The organism is Clostridium fessum (assembly GCF_027698965.1).
In the GTDB taxonomy this organism is placed as follows: Bacteria; Bacillota; Clostridia; order Lachnospirales; family Lachnospiraceae; genus Otoolea; species Otoolea fessa.
In genome coordinates this window covers 42,037-58,627 of sequence record NZ_JAQEQF010000006.1, presented here as the reverse complement: position 1 = coordinate 58,627, position 16,591 = coordinate 42,037, and the positions used below count along the sequence as shown (strand labels likewise).

At 36.5% G+C, this 16,591-nt stretch carries 16 protein-coding genes and 1 pseudogene; 1 reads left to right on the top strand and 16 read right to left on the bottom strand.

Annotated features, from left to right (window positions below; all coding sequences use genetic code 11):
• Positions 1–7 precede the first annotated feature (7 nt).
• The 14 genes from PG862_RS09015 to PG862_RS08955 all read right to left on the bottom strand — a co-directional run bounded on the left by PG862_RS09015 (position 8) and on the right by PG862_RS08955 (position 13,380).
• A complete protein-coding gene (locus PG862_RS09015; RefSeq protein WP_270707181.1) occupies positions 8–1,042 on the bottom strand; it encodes an alcohol dehydrogenase in 1,035 nt (344 codons plus the stop codon).
• Positions 1,043–1,063: 21 nt separating this feature from the next.
• Entirely contained in the window at positions 1,064–1,420 is a 357-nt protein-coding gene (locus tag PG862_RS09010; RefSeq protein ID WP_118468211.1) for a hypothetical protein, read from the bottom strand.
• Positions 1,421–1,715: 295 nt separating this feature from the next.
• A complete protein-coding gene (gene tnpB, locus PG862_RS09005) occupies positions 1,716–1,979 on the bottom strand; it encodes an IS66 family insertion sequence element accessory protein TnpB (protein ID WP_270497499.1) in 264 nt (87 codons plus the stop codon).
• Positions 1,980–2,069: 90 nt separating this feature from the next.
• On the bottom strand, positions 2,070–2,189 hold the full coding sequence (gene tnpA / locus PG862_RS14445) for an IS66 family insertion sequence element accessory protein TnpA (protein WP_022360380.1): 120 nt from the start codon (positions 2,187–2,189) through the stop codon (positions 2,070–2,072).
• A gap of 515 nt (positions 2,190–2,704) precedes the next feature.
• Entirely contained in the window at positions 2,705–3,004 is a 300-nt protein-coding gene (locus PG862_RS09000; RefSeq protein WP_270707180.1) for a type II toxin-antitoxin system RelE/ParE family toxin, read from the bottom strand.
• Between the two features lies 1 nt (position 3,005).
• Positions 3,006–3,254: a type II toxin-antitoxin system prevent-host-death family antitoxin gene (locus PG862_RS08995; RefSeq protein WP_033163464.1), complete on the bottom strand. Its 249-nt coding sequence runs from the start codon at positions 3,252–3,254 to the stop codon at positions 3,006–3,008.
• 1,090 nt (positions 3,255–4,344) lie between these two features.
• The gene (locus tag PG862_RS08990; RefSeq protein ID WP_270707177.1) at positions 4,345–5,814 is read right to left on the bottom strand and encodes an ATP-binding protein; all 1,470 of its coding nucleotides are present in this window, start codon (positions 5,812–5,814) and stop codon (positions 4,345–4,347) included.
• A 198-nt stretch (positions 5,815–6,012) separates the two neighbouring features.
• Complete coding sequence (locus tag PG862_RS08985; protein WP_270707175.1) at positions 6,013–10,329, bottom strand: NACHT domain-containing protein; 4,317 nt, start codon at positions 10,327–10,329, stop codon at positions 6,013–6,015.
• 81 nt (positions 10,330–10,410) lie between these two features.
• Complete coding sequence (locus PG862_RS08980) at positions 10,411–10,635, bottom strand: hypothetical protein (RefSeq protein WP_270487739.1); 225 nt, start codon at positions 10,633–10,635, stop codon at positions 10,411–10,413.
• 352 nt (positions 10,636–10,987) lie between these two features.
• On the bottom strand, positions 10,988–11,656 hold the full coding sequence (locus PG862_RS08975) for a hypothetical protein (protein WP_270487740.1): 669 nt from the start codon (positions 11,654–11,656) through the stop codon (positions 10,988–10,990).
• Positions 11,657–11,703: 47 nt separating this feature from the next.
• A complete protein-coding gene (locus PG862_RS08970) occupies positions 11,704–12,306 on the bottom strand; it encodes an alpha/beta fold hydrolase (protein WP_270487741.1) in 603 nt (200 codons plus the stop codon).
• A gap of 401 nt (positions 12,307–12,707) precedes the next feature.
• On the bottom strand, positions 12,708–12,956 hold the full coding sequence (locus PG862_RS08965) for a hypothetical protein (RefSeq protein ID WP_270487742.1): 249 nt from the start codon (positions 12,954–12,956) through the stop codon (positions 12,708–12,710).
• Positions 12,957–13,031: 75 nt separating this feature from the next.
• Entirely contained in the window at positions 13,032–13,199 is a 168-nt protein-coding gene (locus tag PG862_RS08960; RefSeq protein WP_270487744.1) for a hypothetical protein, read from the bottom strand.
• A 25-nt stretch (positions 13,200–13,224) separates the two neighbouring features.
• On the bottom strand, positions 13,225–13,380 hold the full coding sequence (locus PG862_RS08955; RefSeq protein ID WP_270487745.1) for a hypothetical protein: 156 nt from the start codon (positions 13,378–13,380) through the stop codon (positions 13,225–13,227).
• Between the two features lie 181 nt (positions 13,381–13,561).
• Between PG862_RS08955 and PG862_RS08950 the strand changes: the two genes are divergently transcribed.
• Positions 13,562–14,077, top strand: coding sequence for a helix-turn-helix domain-containing protein (locus tag PG862_RS08950; RefSeq protein ID WP_182432652.1), 516 nt, complete (start codon positions 13,562–13,564; stop codon positions 14,075–14,077).
• Positions 14,078–14,437: 360 nt separating this feature from the next.
• On the opposite strand, the gene PG862_RS08945 is transcribed toward PG862_RS08950, so the two are convergent.
• Together PG862_RS08945 and PG862_RS08940 are read right to left on the bottom strand one after the other, a co-directional pair.
• Positions 14,438–15,826, bottom strand: a complete 1,389-nt coding sequence (locus PG862_RS08945) for a hypothetical protein (RefSeq protein WP_270487746.1) — start codon at positions 15,824–15,826, stop codon at positions 14,438–14,440.
• A 462-nt stretch (positions 15,827–16,288) separates the two neighbouring features.
• Positions 16,289–16,399 (bottom strand): annotated as a pseudogene (locus tag PG862_RS08940) (transposase); the annotation flags it as partial.
• Between the last annotated feature and the right edge of the window lie 192 nt (positions 16,400–16,591).

Genomic DNA, 16,591 nt, shown 5'->3' with positions numbered 1-16,591 from the left:
TATCCAACTAGCACTCCACCGCTACCTTAATCACTCCATCTTTCTTGTTCTCAAAAAGCTCGTATGCATCTTCGATCCGGCTAAGCGGATAGGTATGGGTAATAAGCGGTTCCGTATCGATCTTGCCCTCTGCAATGAGGCGAAGCGTCTCCTCACAGTCGCATCCATCTACACCGCCGGTTTTAAAGGTAAGATTCTTGCCATACATATCCGGAAGCGGCAGCGTCTGGGCTTCGTCATAGAGCGCTACCACTGTGACGATTGCATTAGGCCTTGCACATTCCCAAGCTAACCGGAAAGTAGAGGGGGCTCCTGCCACCTCAAGGACTACATCGGCTCCGCCATGATCACTGTTTTTCTGAACATATTCCAGACATTCCTCCGGTAAAACGGTGTATACATCCGGATAGTGCTCCTTTATAAAGCGGACGCGGTTTTCATCTTTCTCGCAGACAATAATTCGTTTCGGTTTCTTTAACATTACGCAGAGAAGGGTACAGATACCCGTCGGACCGGCACCGATGATCAGAACTGTATCTTGCTCCGTGATCTCAGAGATTCTCGACGCCCAATAACCGGTCGCCAGCACATCTCCCACAAACAGTGCCTGCCGGTCTGTCACTCCATCCGGAATCTTATTTAATCCCTGATCTGCAAATGAAACCCGCACATATTCGGCCTGTCCGCCATCGATACGGCATCCCAGGGCCCAGCCGCCATTCTCGTCCGTACAGTTATTTACATATCCATTTTTACAGAAAAAGCATTCACCGCAGAAGGTCTCTACGTTTACAGTGACCCTGTCCCCCGGCTTCACATGGGTCACCGCTGCCCCAACTTCTTTCACAATTCCTACCATCTCATGGCCGACTGTAATTCCAGGGACCGCCCGCGGCACACTTCCGTGTTTGATATGCAGATCACTGGAACAGATGCTGGCCAGTGTTACCTTTACAATCGCATCCCGTTCGTGCATAAGCACCGGTTTTGGTTTTTCCACTAATTCAAACTTTCCCTTAGAAATATATGTATATGCCTGCATTGCTTAACCCCCTTCTTTCTATTATTCATACTGAATCCTATTATAGGCGAAACCTGGGGTTATTAGCAAGATTTGCCGTAAAAAACATGCTTCTGCTTCATTGAAACATTCCGCGTACATGATGGCTAGTTCCAACTGCTGGCAGGCTCCGGTATCATAGGTCATTTTTTCAGAAGAACGTCCAAAGCGAGTTGCCTGCGCAAGGTTCCATTTTTCAAGGATCACCTGCATCTGCTGGTTTGTCCGTTTCAACTCATCCGTAAGAACAGCCAGCTGGCTACGTAATTCTTTTTCCTGCTCCATGCTTTCAAGCAAGAGCTGCAGGATATCTTTTTTATTCAGTTTTGCTAGCTGTTCTTTTGATAACGCAAGTGCCATACGGACGATCAGTCTCCTTCGCTTTTATGGATCCAGTATAACAGAAGAAGCGAAAAAACACAAAAATCAGACCGATATCTTTTCGGTATTTTGACGGTGGAAAACTCCTGCTCCAAAAGCAGTTCTTTCTGTAGAGAATACCTTCCAGGCTGCCTGAAAACAGGTGGATCCGGCTTACTTTTCATGTGGCAGAGAAGACTGTCCACAATTCATGTTAAGCGGATAAAAAACAGAACTTTTTATCCCCATACAGGCTTTCGAATCAAACAGAAAACTTCTCTGTTTTGTACAAAAGTCACACTGGATGTTTTGGATCGATCTTATGGACAGATGGATCTATGGAGTATCCGCTCATGAGCAGATGATACTGCTCCGAAGTGATGTTACGGGCTTCCGCTTCCGATCGGGGCCATTGAAAAGTTCCCGCCTCCAGCCGCTTATAAATAAGCAGGAAGCCGTCTTCCTCCCAGACCAGCCCTTTGATCTTCCGGTTACTGGAACCACAGAAGAATTTGAGCGTTAACATTTCATTTGGATCAGCTGTTACAGACCTCTGCACAGGGAACTGCTTTGGCTGCGTTACTTCAACAAAGCCGCTTTCTACAAGCAGGGCCTCTTTCACTTTGCGGATCCAGTAATAATAAGAGTCTCATGAAAGCTGATGCTGTGCACAATAATCTTTGACAGACAGACCAGATTCGTTGCGCTCCTGAATAATAGCAGCCCAGTTTTTTACACGGATCTGTGCTGTGGCAAGTTTGGTGTTCATAATTGACCTCCTAGTGTGAAAAATGGGAAAAGTGTATTGTACAACTTTTCCAACATTATCTCAAACTTGGAGGTGTAGTTCTAGAGATGTGTGGTTTACCATTTACGGTCGAAATGTTCCAAGACAAACTCAAACCAGATAAATAAGCACGACAAAAGCCCTTAGCTATGAGTTTTATACCCACAGCTAAGGGCTTTTTAGATAAATATGGATTTATTTGTTGCACAACCACCTGTCAATCATTCTCTAACCCTAAAAACACCAGATCACAAGAATAATGGCTCTCATGCAACCGTTATCAAATTGTTATCAAAAGACTTTTAAAAGTGCTGCAAACCCGCATAAATGCTGGGTTTACTAAGCATTTTTGTTTATTCAAACTCGCAAATAAAATTTTGTTACTATACTTTTTAGTATTGGCATTATAGTTCCATTTGGTTTTATATGTGTTCAACTGTCCTAAGTCCATAGGCTGTACTGAATGATGTTATCAATTTGTTATCACATCTCTGTTATCAATCAAAGATTCTCGTAATATCCTGATATCGGTTAACTACACGATAAATCTCTACATATTCTTTACCGACCTTATAGTTAATTACATAATCTTCCCATATCGCATATTTATAATCTGTCCGAAAGCTGACCCGTTTGGATAGATCCGACCCTATTCCCGGAAACATCTGAAGATTTTCAAATTTTCCGTAAATTTCCTTTATTGTCTTCGCAGCATATTCCTCGTTGTCTTCGGCAATATAATCTCGGATATTTTTCAAATCCTTTGCAACAATCGGATTGATCCGCAGTTTTAACATCTTATTCCCCCACAAGTGCTTTTAATTCATCCAGATCCAACCAGCCTTCTCCATCTTTCACTGCTTCTTCAGCTTCCTGCAGCTTCATCAGAAGCTTTTTCTCTGCACGATCACGCTCATAGTCTTCAATATCCATGACAACGAAACGTCCTCTGCCATTCTTGGTCAGATATACTGGTTCTCCTTTATGACATTTTTTCAGGACTTCATTATAATTTCTCAAATCAGATACTGGTAAAATATTTGCCATATTCTTTCAGCTCCTTCCTTTGATTTCATATTGTTTCTGTTACTTTTATTATACACAAGACGCTGTAAAATTCAACGTAGATTTTTACAGCTCGTCATCAAAAAATGCTCGAGTAGGAGGGAGTGATTAGCTCCCCTCCTCTCACACCACCGTGCGTACCGTTCGGTACACGGAGGTTTCAATAGTTGACGTGCACAGACTGATATGCTGTGGTTAAATCGTAGAAGCCACTGTTTATCAGTCTTTCTTTATTTAACGCCCAGGTCACAGCTTTATTGTTACTGATATACCAATACTTCCTGCGACTGTTCACTATCGTTTCATTCATCTTCTTATCCTTTATTGTATTTTCATATCTCAATTTTTAAAAGGGACACAGGAACGGTTCTTTTTTCCAGAAATAGACACAATTCTGTTTTTTTATCTTTCTGATACTTCCCGCATTTATAAAGTCTACAGTAAACCATAAATTTACGGAAGTGACACCATTGGTGTTTCTTCATTATTTTCCACCAATTTCTGGTGTATTTCTTACATATGATATTTTAAATGCAGTCCTCTGATTGCGGAATATTTTCTCTTGGGCGAAATCTGCAAAAATATATTCTATGGTGGTCTTTTTTAGTGTGTTGTTATTATAATCTGAAATTTAGAAATCACCAATACGCAAAACTGGTTTAATTTCATATATATTTGTCATTTTTTAACTATGTGATTATTGGGATGATTTTTGAAAATAAAAAGAAATGTGATAATAGAAAATAATAACACCAAATTAAACTATCCAGCCTCATATTTTCCAATATTATTGTCATTTGATTGTCACTCAACCAAAAATGAGCCAAGAAATGCCGTAAATTCGGCATTTCTTGGCTCATGTACATTACTCGAATTCAATGATTGCATTTCGGTTTCTACAATATCTTGTGGTTTTGATTCTATAAAAAGTACCACATTTATACATATTATACAGGCTATTTTCTTTTACCGGAAATATTTGGGTCAAAAGTTGGTCACCCTCCTATGCTGGAATCAAAATGCTTTTCCATCTTCCCTATCTTCTGCAGCTTTCGTACGATAGGACATATAATCATTCCGTGTCTTCATCGTTCTTTTCCGAACAATCTATAACTTCCCAGTATCCATTTTTAGGCGAACCATGTCGGACAAGAATATCAAGTTCTTTTAATTTCTTAATATTATTTTCTATATTTCGACTAGCAACGCCAATCTTTTCTGCTAATTTTACCGCTGATAACCGATTGTTCTCCATAAGCAACTTTAATATTTCCAGCTGCGTACTATTAAAATCAACCGTCTCTTGTTTCTCTGATGCTTTTCCGATGTTTCTCCGATGTTTCTCCGATGTTTCTCCGATGTTTTTGTTTTCTAAGGTCATCGGTAAAGAATCACGGAACAATTCTACCCGAAACATGTTATCGAATTCTTGAAATTTTGGTTCTAAAAGTCCATATTCTTTCGCAGCATTTAAAATTCTTTTAATTCCACTGCCCCATGCTTCCACAAGTCCCATCTGACTAAAAATATTAGCAATTGCTTTATTTCGGATTTTAGAATGGCCATTCATGACTTCCTCATAAGTCAGTCCATTATACAAGCCACCAGGAGAAGTCACCTCTAGTCGATCATCATAAACCGCAACCTGAATACAGGATTCATCCAATAAATTTCGATGACAGTGTGCATTGATAATCATTTCCCTGATTGCCTCTAATGGAAGCTCATACTTTTCTTTTCTCACCAAGCCATCAATCCTCGCTCCAAGTCTTATATTCCTCAATACAAAATCTACTGCTGATTCAATCTGTGCATAGATTGGTCCTGTAAATTCTCTTTTATCCAGAAATACTGCCCGGTCCGTTCCTTTAAAGACTGCACATTGGGTCTTAGAAAATGGAAAGTAATCAGAAGTTAACAATGCATAGGCATTTGTTGCCATTACCTGTCCTTCACTTTGTTTCAGAATTTTCCAGTTAATGAGTTGCTCTTTCTTTACTGAATGTTCTGTCATTCCAGCTTTTTTCCGAAAGTTTTCAATATCCTGGCAAAGTCTTTCGGTTGCTTCATCCGAAACAGAATAACCCACACAAGTAAGTTCATCCCATGAAATCCGGGCACCTTCCATTTCAAGTTCTCTTATTTTCTCTGGAAAAGCTTGTCTGGATGTACCTGCTACACGAATATAGGTGCCATTCTCTTTTCCCTTTGATTTCAGATAATATGGACGATTTTTTCCTGCTTCTACGGACACAACAATAACTGTTTTTCCATCTACTGTCTGTGGTTCAATATCAGGAATAATCTGCGGCATACAAGAATCTGAAACGGCATTGGCAATTCCATCCATTACCTGAAATAATATCTCATTTTCCACGCCAACAATCTCGTGTGTTTTATCATCTATACCTACAATCAGCTTTCCACCCTGAGTATTAGCAAAAGCTACAATAGTTTTCATGTACTTTTCGCTTTTATCTGGTAAAGTGACTTTGTATTCAACATTTTTTGATTCCCCAGAAAACAATGTATCTCTTCCCATTTTTTCATACCTCATTTTTTCATCATTTCTCGCATCATCAGTGCAGTATTTTATTTAGCTAATTGTATTGTACCCTATTATGAATGTTAATCAAACATTTTTACAACATTTACAATATAGAATTCGGCAAATGAAAATAATTAAAACAATAGCAGGCAATCTCATCACGGATCATTCTGTTTTGTGATGTACTACATCCTAAAAAGTATTCTCATCGAATGTAATAATATCGTCTTCATCCATATCTACTAATTCATCTTCTCCTGATATAGTATACCTTTTAAGAATCGATTCCAAATTGAAATCCACATTAACGGTTTGATCATTTCTTTCCGGCTCTAATGGGAGAAGTTCTTTAAACCTGAACTGGCTCCCCTCCTGCCACACCATAAACGTCTTGTCTGAACTATGCATCAAATTGTCAAATCTTTCTCTCGCTTTTGGTGATGGTTCCCTATACAAACGGAATAGCCAGACAGGCATTAACTCAGCTTCAGTTAATCCAGACATTAATCTATCATAATTAATCATTAACGTCTCTTGGAAAGTCCCCCACTTCTCGCCGCTATCACTATATCTAGCGATTACGTTTCCTCTTTTATCAGAGTATGAAAAACCGTCTCCATAAACAATGCCGGTAAGTCCTCTCGTTAATTTAGAAGGGAAAATATAGTATCTCTCTGTTTCCATTTCGTCTGCACTGAGACATTCTTCTACTAATTTAAATATTTCAATTTTACTATTATCCTTTCCGATTGACAACACACTATTTATCTCACGCTCTGAATGCACTAAGCAAGCCTCTTGTGGGGTACAATAGCATCTGCAATCTTGATATGAATGAAAATCACATACATTCAGTAATTCATTTCTATCTTCGCAATAATTATCCAATAGTATTAGCAGTTGTTGAAAATCATTTTTCTTAACTGCACCTGCTGAAATCCATACATTTTCTGTAATTCCGCTCAAATTGTTTTGTACATCAGTTGCTGTATAGAGAAGAACCTCTCCGTTAGTATTCGATATCCATTTATCGAACTGTGGAATATCCATATTCTGCATCCACCTTTCAATCTTCTCTTTATCAATTGTCTCACGATCAAGACATGCTAACAAATCGGCATTGAACCAAGTATGCTTTTTCGCTCTATGCAATGTGTTAGCATAATCTTGATATGTATTAGTAAAATTCTCTAACTGAGAATAATCATCCACATATTGAAAAGTCTTATAATCTTTACTTAATGGAATTTCATTAGCAAATATCGCCTCTATTTTATGTTTAGCAAGCCAAACAGTCTTCTCTGCAACAGTCATAACACGGCTCATTTCCCCATGAGTTGCTGGATAATATGTTCTTCGAATCACGATATCAATTCCAAGGTTATCTTTATCTTCATATTCCCAAAATCTTTCTTTATTCCATCCCTGATTCAGTATAAATTGATATGCTAAAGCGATAATAAACCCCTCAACTTTCAAATCAGAAAGGTTATATTTCGTCTCATATTTTGTAATAAACTCAGCTGCCTTATAATGGTATTCTTTTGTTATATAATCTGTTCTGAAATAATCATCTAATCTATCACAAAGAACATATCTAGCCAAATCATAATCTATCGCCTGATAACCTCCCATACGATTTGAATCTAATGCATCTCTGCATAACGGTAAATAATCTGGATCATAAGAATATGGAGGTGTAACCAATTGACGCAGTCCTGCATCCATCAGCCCATGAGAAATTGCAGTTTTAACAACACCTGCCCCATAATACCTTAAAGCAACATTTTCGTATTTCTTTAGTCCTTCGTTGCTAAATAAATTTTCTATGAACCATTTTGAAGCAATAAGTAAATATTCATCACAGATAAATTGATCTAAAGCTATTCCAAATGAAACCGCAAATATGTCTTCAAGTACTTGAACATCGTCTATTGATATACATTTTTCAAATAGTTTCCAGAATTCTAATGGATTAGATATTCCCCATGCTGTTAATTTGTATCTGCTACTTTGGCGAACAGAATTATTTACCGATGACAAACTCCAGACTAATGCCAATGGTGCAGCAGTATGTTTATCCGTATTATAGAGCTTAATGCTTTCGAAATCTAATTCCGTATATGCTCTCCAATCTGAATTATAGTTATCCTTTAAATAAGATGGAATTGACCACCAAATGTCTCTTTCTGTCGCATTGTCAAATTCTCTCAAAAATTCATCTAACAACATTGAACCTAATGGATGTTTATCTATTCTTAAAACAGGCTGAATAACCTTACTAAAAATCACTCTAAATTCTGCAACTGAAAATTTCATTAATTTCTTAAGATACTCTCTATATTTCCCTGCAACATTTGTCGAACAATTAGCAAGTGCATAGCAAATCAATTCAAAGGCATCTTGATCGTCTATTGTGAGATTTTCAAACTCTGTTATAAGTTTTCCATTTTCAATTGCAATTAAAGACAACATTTGGTGAATACCATCGGTACATTTAATCTCTATTTTTTGGCCAGAAATCAATCCTGCATACATTTTTTGAGCAATAAGATAATCAAATGCCGGTTGCATCCCCCACGAATAGAAAGTAGTTGGCGCAGAAAAGTCATCCGCTTGCTTTATGTGTGAATAAATAAAGCCCTCATCCATAAGAAAATTAAGTATTTCGTCCAAGTAATTTTTTACCGGTATAGAGACCTTATCGAGTATCTCTTCGTATTGAATCGAACTATTTTTTGTAAATAATTGCGCCAATTCAATCAAAGCTGTTTGAATGACTTTCACGCCTCTCAAGCCCTGATGATCTGAAATATATGTATCTTCCATAGAAGAAATTTTTGCTTTATATAATTCTGTTAAGACAGTCGTGTTTTTGCTCAAATTAACAATTGGGGTATTACGATATATGTCCGAAAACAATTTAATCGATACTGGATTTTTTAAATTGGTCTTTATCCAATGGTTTTCACCGATATCAATTCGATACTTTGAAAAGTACTTATCACATATTTCATCAAGGTCTCCATCACCGGAAATAGGCAATGAATAAAAGCAATCCCGATATGATAGTTCAAAACGGTTCTCAAACACATATGGTCTAGACAAAAATACAAACTTAATCCTTGGAAACCTTTTTTTGAATGCAGTAGTTTCTTCGATTTTTCCTTTCCAATATTCCCATGAAGATGCTTCATCAATTCCATCAACAATAACCACACATTGAGGTTCTATAAAGAATTCACCATCTCTTGGTTTTCTGATAAATGCCGCATTTTGTAAGGCACCAAAAAGCTCGATCTCATTCCATTCCGCATTCAATCCCAGAGTTTTTATTATCATAGATGCCCAAGAATCACCCTCTTTGTACTCTTTAGCATGAACGATCACTGGCAAATGAACACCATTTTGTAAATAACTAGCAGCCTCTGCAATAATCCCTGCGGTCTTACCAGTACCTTGCATTCCTAAAAAAATAATTTTATTATCATCACGATAGTCTATCAAACGTACTAAATTGAAGAAATCATCCTCGATATTTTCCAACAATTTTTCTGCTTCACTAAAATGAAAATACTTACCAAAGTGTAAAGAAGAATTTCTAATATCCGCTGAAGAACAATTTAAGCTAAATATTTCAGTAATTTTGCTCACTCTACTTCCCAATTTAATAGCTTGTCTAATAGAATCGAGAACGCTCAACCATTTACTAATAATAATCAAATCTTTTTCAATATTATCCTGTAATTTTTTTTCTGCTTTTGGAATTCCTAATTCCAATAAATCTTTATATGAACGCATTAGCGCTTCCATTCTAGCAATGAACTTACAGATTTCTTCGTATCGACGTAAAGACAATTCTATACTGCCTACAAAGTACTCTAACTGATTATGAATATACCCCGCTGTATGAATCTCTGGAATATATTTTGCTTTTGCCCATCCATTTACAGTCTTCTCAAATGAAAACTTAAAAAGATCATCGAATACAATCGTATTCTCGAACCAATATTTGTAAATTCCTTGATTCTCCGGTCTAGTCAGACGTTCCTGAATAGAAGTTTCATCCCATAGAATAATATTAACATTCGGATTCGATTTTTTTAAATCAGAGCTCAATTTATCCCATCTATCTGACTCTGTATTATTTGCAACCTTTCTGTCTCTAACAATCCGCTTATTTCCTAAATCCCTAGGAACGCATACAACATATTCTTTAATATTTGGGCGTACTGCAACCGCAGTTTGAAAAGATTTTTCTATCTGTCTTATTTGTCCGTCTTCGATTTTCTCAGGAAACCACTTGGATTGTACAGCAATTATATCGCCATTCGTCAAAGAAGCAAATGCTTCAACTCCTCCATCTCCTCCATCTCCATTCACAAACGAAAAATGAGTCAATTCTTCTCCATAAGTATCCTTACACCATGACTCAAAGAGCAAATTGCACATAACTTCAAATGCATGATTATTTGATTCGCCATGATTATCAAACCTCGTCCAGTCCATACATATTTCACCCTCTTTTAGTATCTAACACATCTAAGTTTTGAATTATTTCTCAACTTACACACTTTATTTTACACCCTCTCAGCAACCTTCTTTTTTATCTTTTAACGATTTAATTTCTTCCAGAATGAGTTCAGTACAAACGACTAAAAGACCTGAAAGAAGAATAATTCCACCGTAAATCGGATAAATAAAAGATTCTTGGACTCCACCGCCAATGATACCAGACAAGAGTTGCCACACACCACTGAACGGCCAAACAACTAATGCGAATACCACAATCATCGTAATAATAGCTTTTTTCATTGCTCTTTACCTCCGTAACTTCCGATTTTTCGTTCTCTGTGACTTCCCAATAAACGGGAAGTTATGGCTTTAACTTCCTACAAATAATCAGCTTTAGGATAATACATACGACCACCACAACAGCCACCAAGGCACCACCCAATAGCAACTCTGTGTACCACGGTGCAGACTGCATGGCATATAAATTTGGATAGGTTTTAAAGTGCCAGAACTTATAAATTCCGAACCCAATGAAAACTCCTATGAATGAACCAATAACGATGTTAAAAAAGGAATTCAACTTTTTCAGCATAGCAGTGCACCCCTTTCCAACTTCCGATTTATCCAGTTAAGAAAACTAGAATTTGACTAATTATTGTGTTTTAATGATTCTATAAACTACCCCCAATTGAGCAGGGTATGTTTCTTGAATCATTCCATTAAACCATATTGTAACGATATCTCCCACCTGAACATCTTCCGCTAAATTTTCTGACGATACATAATACTCTCCATCATTCATCTGACAAAAGCCTTCAGCTGTACTCACATGCGTTACAAGAAGTTCTCCATCATCGGTAATTTCTTTTACTTTTGCATTAAAATTGATAACCTCTATTGGAATAGACGTATCATCTTTTTCAATATCTCTAAATATGATTCGTTCGTCATCAATGACTACTATGAGCTGACCTTCAGAACTCCTTTGATAATGATATCCGCTTCCGAAATTTGATTGATTATTTTCAGATGGTAACTCTGTCCCTGCCACTGTTGACACAATTTCTCCATCCATTGTTCCACAACCAGGCATTGACGCTACATATCCTGTGTCTTTATATATAACACCATCAACCATAACACATGGAGGATATGAGCCAGTATCTGCTGTTTGCTCATTTTGTACTACATCATCATTTTCTTTATTTTCTGTTTCTACGGACACATTTCCAGACACAGGTTCTTTATTTTCTTGATTCGTTCCACATCCAGCCATTCCCAGCACCATACATAATACAAGCAGATAGATTACTTTTTTCATAATACATGCCTCCTTAACTTATATTTTTTAACTCCATAAACCGGAATTTATGTGGAAGATTTTATTATCCATTCATCAAGAAATTTCATTTGTTCATCCGTATGAAACCAATGCTCTCCATTTTTCATAATAGAAAGAGTTGAATTCGTTCTCTGTGCAAATTCAAATATCGTTCCATAAGCGGTAAGATTATCTTTTTCACCATACAAAATGTGCGTTGGGATTTTCCATATAATAGGATTTTCTCTTACATAGCAAAGATAATCCCATGAAAGGGTCTCTCCAAAGGTTGTCTGAATTTCTTTTTTCTCTTTGAGTTCATCTTCTGTAACATTTGCCCAAATCATCATATCAGCAATAAGTCTTTCCATATCTACAACGGGCGAAATAAAATATGCTTTCTCTATTTGCTGATTTGCTAAAGCATTGATAGCAAAATACGCTCCAATGCTATTGGCGATTATTTCAACAGTCTTGTAGTTTGTATAAATCGAATTAAAAAGTAATGGAAATTCTTCTTTTGCTTCCCATGGAAACTGTGCAGTATAGTCAAGACCAATCACATCACAATCACTAAAGAGCGGTTTGTAATGAATAGCTTCTTCAGCATTTCCACCTTTTCCATGTATATAAATAACTGCTTTATCCACAATAGTTATCCTCCACAAAAATCCCGATTTGTCAATTTTATTTTATCATATTTCATTATCGTATTTCAACTGCACGTTCTATCAGTATAGTGAACTCTCCTTTCAAAATTTCCTCACCGTGAGGAAATTACAAAATTGCTCGTCAGCGATTTCGTTTTTGTTGCACTGTTTGTGAGATAATCGTTTTGCAAAATGTTATGGCTGGGGGGATTAGGGGGCAGTGCCCCAGTGTAGCGGCTAACAAGTGGGAAAATGGCACGAGTGTCTATATTTTCCCTATGCTTGCTATAGCAAGTATAGGGAAAATATTTGACAGCGAGTGTATATAATTTCCCCATGCTTGCTATATGCAAGTATGAGGGAATGTATATATTTTCCCCATGCTTGCTAATAATGTTGACCTACGGATTTTCGGTGTCAAGTAATGTGTCAAGCTGCGATTTCCACGCCATAATATTTTCAACTTCTTTTTCAAAAACATAAGATTCTTTTTGAAGTTTTCGTTCCAAAAATTTATTCCAATAATAATCCTTTTCTTTTTGTAAATCATTGATGTACTCTTGTATTTCGTTCCGTTCCTCAGCGGAATATTCTTCGGCATCAGCGGTCATTTCTTCCATTTCTTTTTTATTGCTTTCAAGTTCATCCATCAAATCAATGTAATCATCCAAATCGCCCCACAGCAGCAAGAATTTCAGAAATGTATCATCCGAAAACATGGCGAATCAACAACGCTGATACCACTGTTCCGCATACATCCGTTCATCACTTCCGTTGGAATACGTTCCGTCTACTAAATCCCCGATGAAGTTCTCCAACAGTTCTGAAATCGTCAGACCGCCCTCACCTGATTTTTCGGCAAGGCGTCTCACATCTGCATCGGAAAGATTCACTGTTATGGTTCTTGGTTTTATAGTTTCAATTTCTTCTCTTTGTATAACCTTGCTCTTTCAGTTCTTCATTCCAACCTGCAATCATGCGATACGCAAAAGGTCTGGAAATCTGTAAATCATGCATCACCGTTTCTACTCTCACAAAAAGCTGTTCACTTTTTAATTTTTTTGATGTACTCATTATTCACAGCCTCCATTTTGTTCTCTTTTTTGTTGTTTGGTGACCATTTTGTTCCCCTTGCATTCATATTATCTCATGTGATACTTTTTGTCAATCTTTATTGTGTCTTGGTTCTCATTTTGTTCTTGACAATGTATGTACAATGTATTAGAATAAAAAAAATATGATTGGAGATATTATTATGAATGTCAGTGAAAAAATCAGATATTATAGAGAACTCCGTGGGTTAACTCAACAACAACTTGCGGATTTTTCTGGTATTCCTCTGGGTACACTAAAAAAATATGAAACAGGTAATAGAAATCCCAAACAAGAACCTTTACAACGCATTGCTGATGCCTTACATATTAGTATCACCTCTTTTCAAGACATTCATTTAGAAACCATCGGAGAAGTTGCACCTTATCTATTTGCCATCTCCAAAGTTGGCAAAGTTCAGTTTCATGGTAACAAAGATGCTGATGGAAAATTTGACCTAAATACTCTGACCATATCCTTTGATTCTCCTGTATTAAAGCATTTTCTAAAGGAATGGGCAGATAGTAAAGTTATCATCGACCATTTAAGAGATGAAGCTCAATTTTCTCCAGATGAAACGACAAAAGCATTTTTACTTAACCGTGCTGATGAAATTGAGCAAGAATTGGAACTCCGAATGGTTGATTCTCAAATGCTCATACAAAGCGCAAAAAAATAAGGAGCCTTATCGGCTCCTCGCTTATTTATTCGTTGCATTTTCCTCAAACTGCAAGCATTTTGCAAGCACAAAGCCCAGAAACCTTTGATTTATAAGGCTTCTGGGCTTTATTATACTATTCAAACTCCCTACAGGTTAAGTTATTTCCTGTGTTTGAGTCGATTTTTGCTTCTGAAAACAACGTCTTTTCGTCTATTTCTCTTTATTATTTTCAGTTTTCAAAATTTCAGGTATCATTCGGGTATCACGAATGGATATCAATGTTCCTACTGGTATTATGACTCTGATGAAGTTAATTTACAAGTGGTAAATCCCAAGTATTCATCACCACAACTTACCAACATCTTATATATCATTCAATTACCTTTTATTCTGCTTATTTTCTTTATTCAATTTCCAAAGAAAATATCCAGGTCTCTCTCTCACATCACCAAATAACTTGACTGTGTCTTTTATTCCACCAATTGCAGCTACTGACGCCGCAATTAAGCTTAACATATTATTTCCACTCATCATACTATTTGTAAGCAATGAGCCAGTTGCTATCGTTGTTTCTATCCCAAGGGATCTGATTATCGAACGCGTTTCTCGATTTATTTGATTTATATATGTTTCATTAATCGCATATGTCACTTCTTGCAATTCATTTTCTAATTGTTCATTGTCCTTTATATTTGACAAATGTAATAATTTTTCGCCAAGTTCAGTTCTAAAATTTGCAAAACTCTCTCCATAATCATTTCGAATACTAATAATATCAGTTATTTTACTACTCTCTAATACTGGAACATCAAGTCGAAGAGCCATATTGGCAATCTGGCTATCAACAGATTGTTTCCCCATCTCTTTTGACAGCAATTGTGCCTTCAATGTAGATTGCGTTAGATACATTGTATTTAATCTACTTGCTAAATAAACTTCTTGAAAAGTTTCATCATACATATGTAAACATGCTTTATTTACCGATTGATCTAACCAAATATTAAAAGTATCCTGTGAAATATTGTCAGGTGTAAAAAACCTAAATGTGGCCTTTCTTGTATTTTCATCAAAATCAACTACTTCACTCTCTTGATATTGAACAATTTCTCCATTTCTAAATCCACAATCAGGGAAATGGATGAATAATCCTGTTCCTCTAGTCAATGGTTTGTCTAACTCAACACGTAAACCTCCATCCATCCTAACTGTGTTATGTACTTGAACATTCTTTTTAAGAAAATCCATTATAGGTTGAGGCAGACTCTTGCTATAGTTATTTGCATCATAAGTAATAGGCACATTCATTGGTGCCTCATGTAGATATGAAATGGGAATATATTTTACATAGTTGCATACAACCAGTATTGTGCTTTCCTTCATATATTTTAAAGCAGCTACCAACTGTTCTCTATCAATAGTATTATCACTATTCATTCCATAATATTCAGCCATAACTTTAGTAGAATTGCTTTTTTTCTCGGTTAATTCAAATAATGGATCTGAAATAGTTACTACATCTACATAAAGAGCCAGCTGCTTTAACAATTCTTCTCTTGGTCGTTCCGAAAAAGATTCTATGGTCACTGCAATTTTTCTTGAATCAAATATTATTTCTCTACAAATTTCCCCCATGTTTGAAATAACATATTCTCTGTATCTGTTCAATTCTTTCTCTAATTCATAATCGCTTAACGCACTGAAATTGTCCTCCAACCCATAACCAAACAAAAAGCTTTCCGTCAGAAAATCAAAATTAATATGTGACATAAACCTTCTCTCCTTTATGTGTATTCTTCTAAAATTTCATTGTTACAAAAAATGTGAGTAATATCCATTTCTGCAGTTGATAAAACCAACCTTGAGTATTATATTCTTGTAATGCTTTCTGACTCTATTTTCTTAATTGCATCTTCTTGTCTATGCTCTCCCTCGACATTAATTTCATGTTCTATCTTTACAATACTAATAATCTCCTGAGTGATTGTTATGCCTAAGCAAATACAAGCCGTGATGCTGATGCATCAGATCAATACTGACTACCTGACTGTGTGTTTCATCATAAAATGTAAGATGCTTAAGTTTACCATTTTGCACAATGGCATATGACCTACTCGCTGTATGAGAATATTCAGGTGCTTTTACAGAACCACTATCCTGAATAATCACTTGAATTTCATCCACCTCACCTACAGAATGATAATTCTGTCCACCTTCTTTAAAATGGAAGTTACCTAAATCACGCTTTAGCTGTCCATATATTATTTTTCTACGATACTTTGGTGCAAATACAATGTGATACTTACAATTCCATTTGGTGTGTGCTAAACTATTCATATCCATATGGATACCTCTGCTTGTAATGTGGTTGGCGAACCAACATTATTATAGCACTGGAGATTTTTTCTGTAAGCTAAAGCATTTCCAACCACTCGCATAGCAAGTGGTTTATTTGTTTCCAGCATTCCATTTTTCGGAACACGAAAAATTCCATCCTGGAAACAGGGTCTTGCCCTAACAAAAAAGCTCCAGAAA

Bases quoted from the DNA above. Each gene is read 5' to 3' on its own strand.
- PG862_RS09015 (WP_270707181.1), bottom strand. From the start codon at position 1,042: ATGCAGGCATATACATATATTTCTAAGGGAAAGTTTGAATTAGTGGAA.
- PG862_RS09010 (WP_118468211.1), bottom strand. From the start codon at position 1,420: ATGGCACTTGCGTTATCAAAAGAACAGCTAGCAAAACTGAATAAAAAA.
- tnpA (WP_022360380.1), bottom strand. From the start codon at position 2,189: ATGAACACCAAACTTGCCACAGCACAGATCCGTGTAAAAAACTGGGCT.
- PG862_RS09000 (WP_270707180.1), bottom strand. From the start codon at position 3,004: ATGTTAAAACTGCGGATCAATCCGATTGTTGCAAAGGATTTGAAAAAT.
- PG862_RS08995 (WP_033163464.1), bottom strand. From the start codon at position 3,254: ATGGCAAATATTTTACCAGTATCTGATTTGAGAAATTATAATGAAGTC.
- PG862_RS08990 (WP_270707177.1), bottom strand. From the start codon at position 5,814: ATGGGAAGAGATACATTGTTTTCTGGGGAATCAAAAAATGTTGAATAC.
- PG862_RS08985 (WP_270707175.1), bottom strand. From the start codon at position 10,329: ATGGACTGGACGAGGTTTGATAATCATGGCGAATCAAATAATCATGCA.
- PG862_RS08980 (WP_270487739.1), bottom strand. From the start codon at position 10,635: ATGAAAAAAGCTATTATTACGATGATTGTGGTATTCGCATTAGTTGTT.
- PG862_RS08975 (WP_270487740.1), bottom strand. From the start codon at position 11,656: ATGAAAAAAGTAATCTATCTGCTTGTATTATGTATGGTGCTGGGAATG.
- PG862_RS08965 (WP_270487742.1), bottom strand. From the start codon at position 12,956: ATGGATGAACTTGAAAGCAATAAAAAAGAAATGGAAGAAATGACCGCT.
- PG862_RS08955 (WP_270487745.1), bottom strand. From the start codon at position 13,380: ATGAGTACATCAAAAAAATTAAAAAGTGAACAGCTTTTTGTGAGAGTA.
- PG862_RS08950 (WP_182432652.1), top strand. From the start codon at position 13,562: ATGAATGTCAGTGAAAAAATCAGATATTATAGAGAACTCCGTGGGTTA.
- PG862_RS08945 (WP_270487746.1), bottom strand. From the start codon at position 15,826: ATGTCACATATTAATTTTGATTTTCTGACGGAAAGCTTTTTGTTTGGT.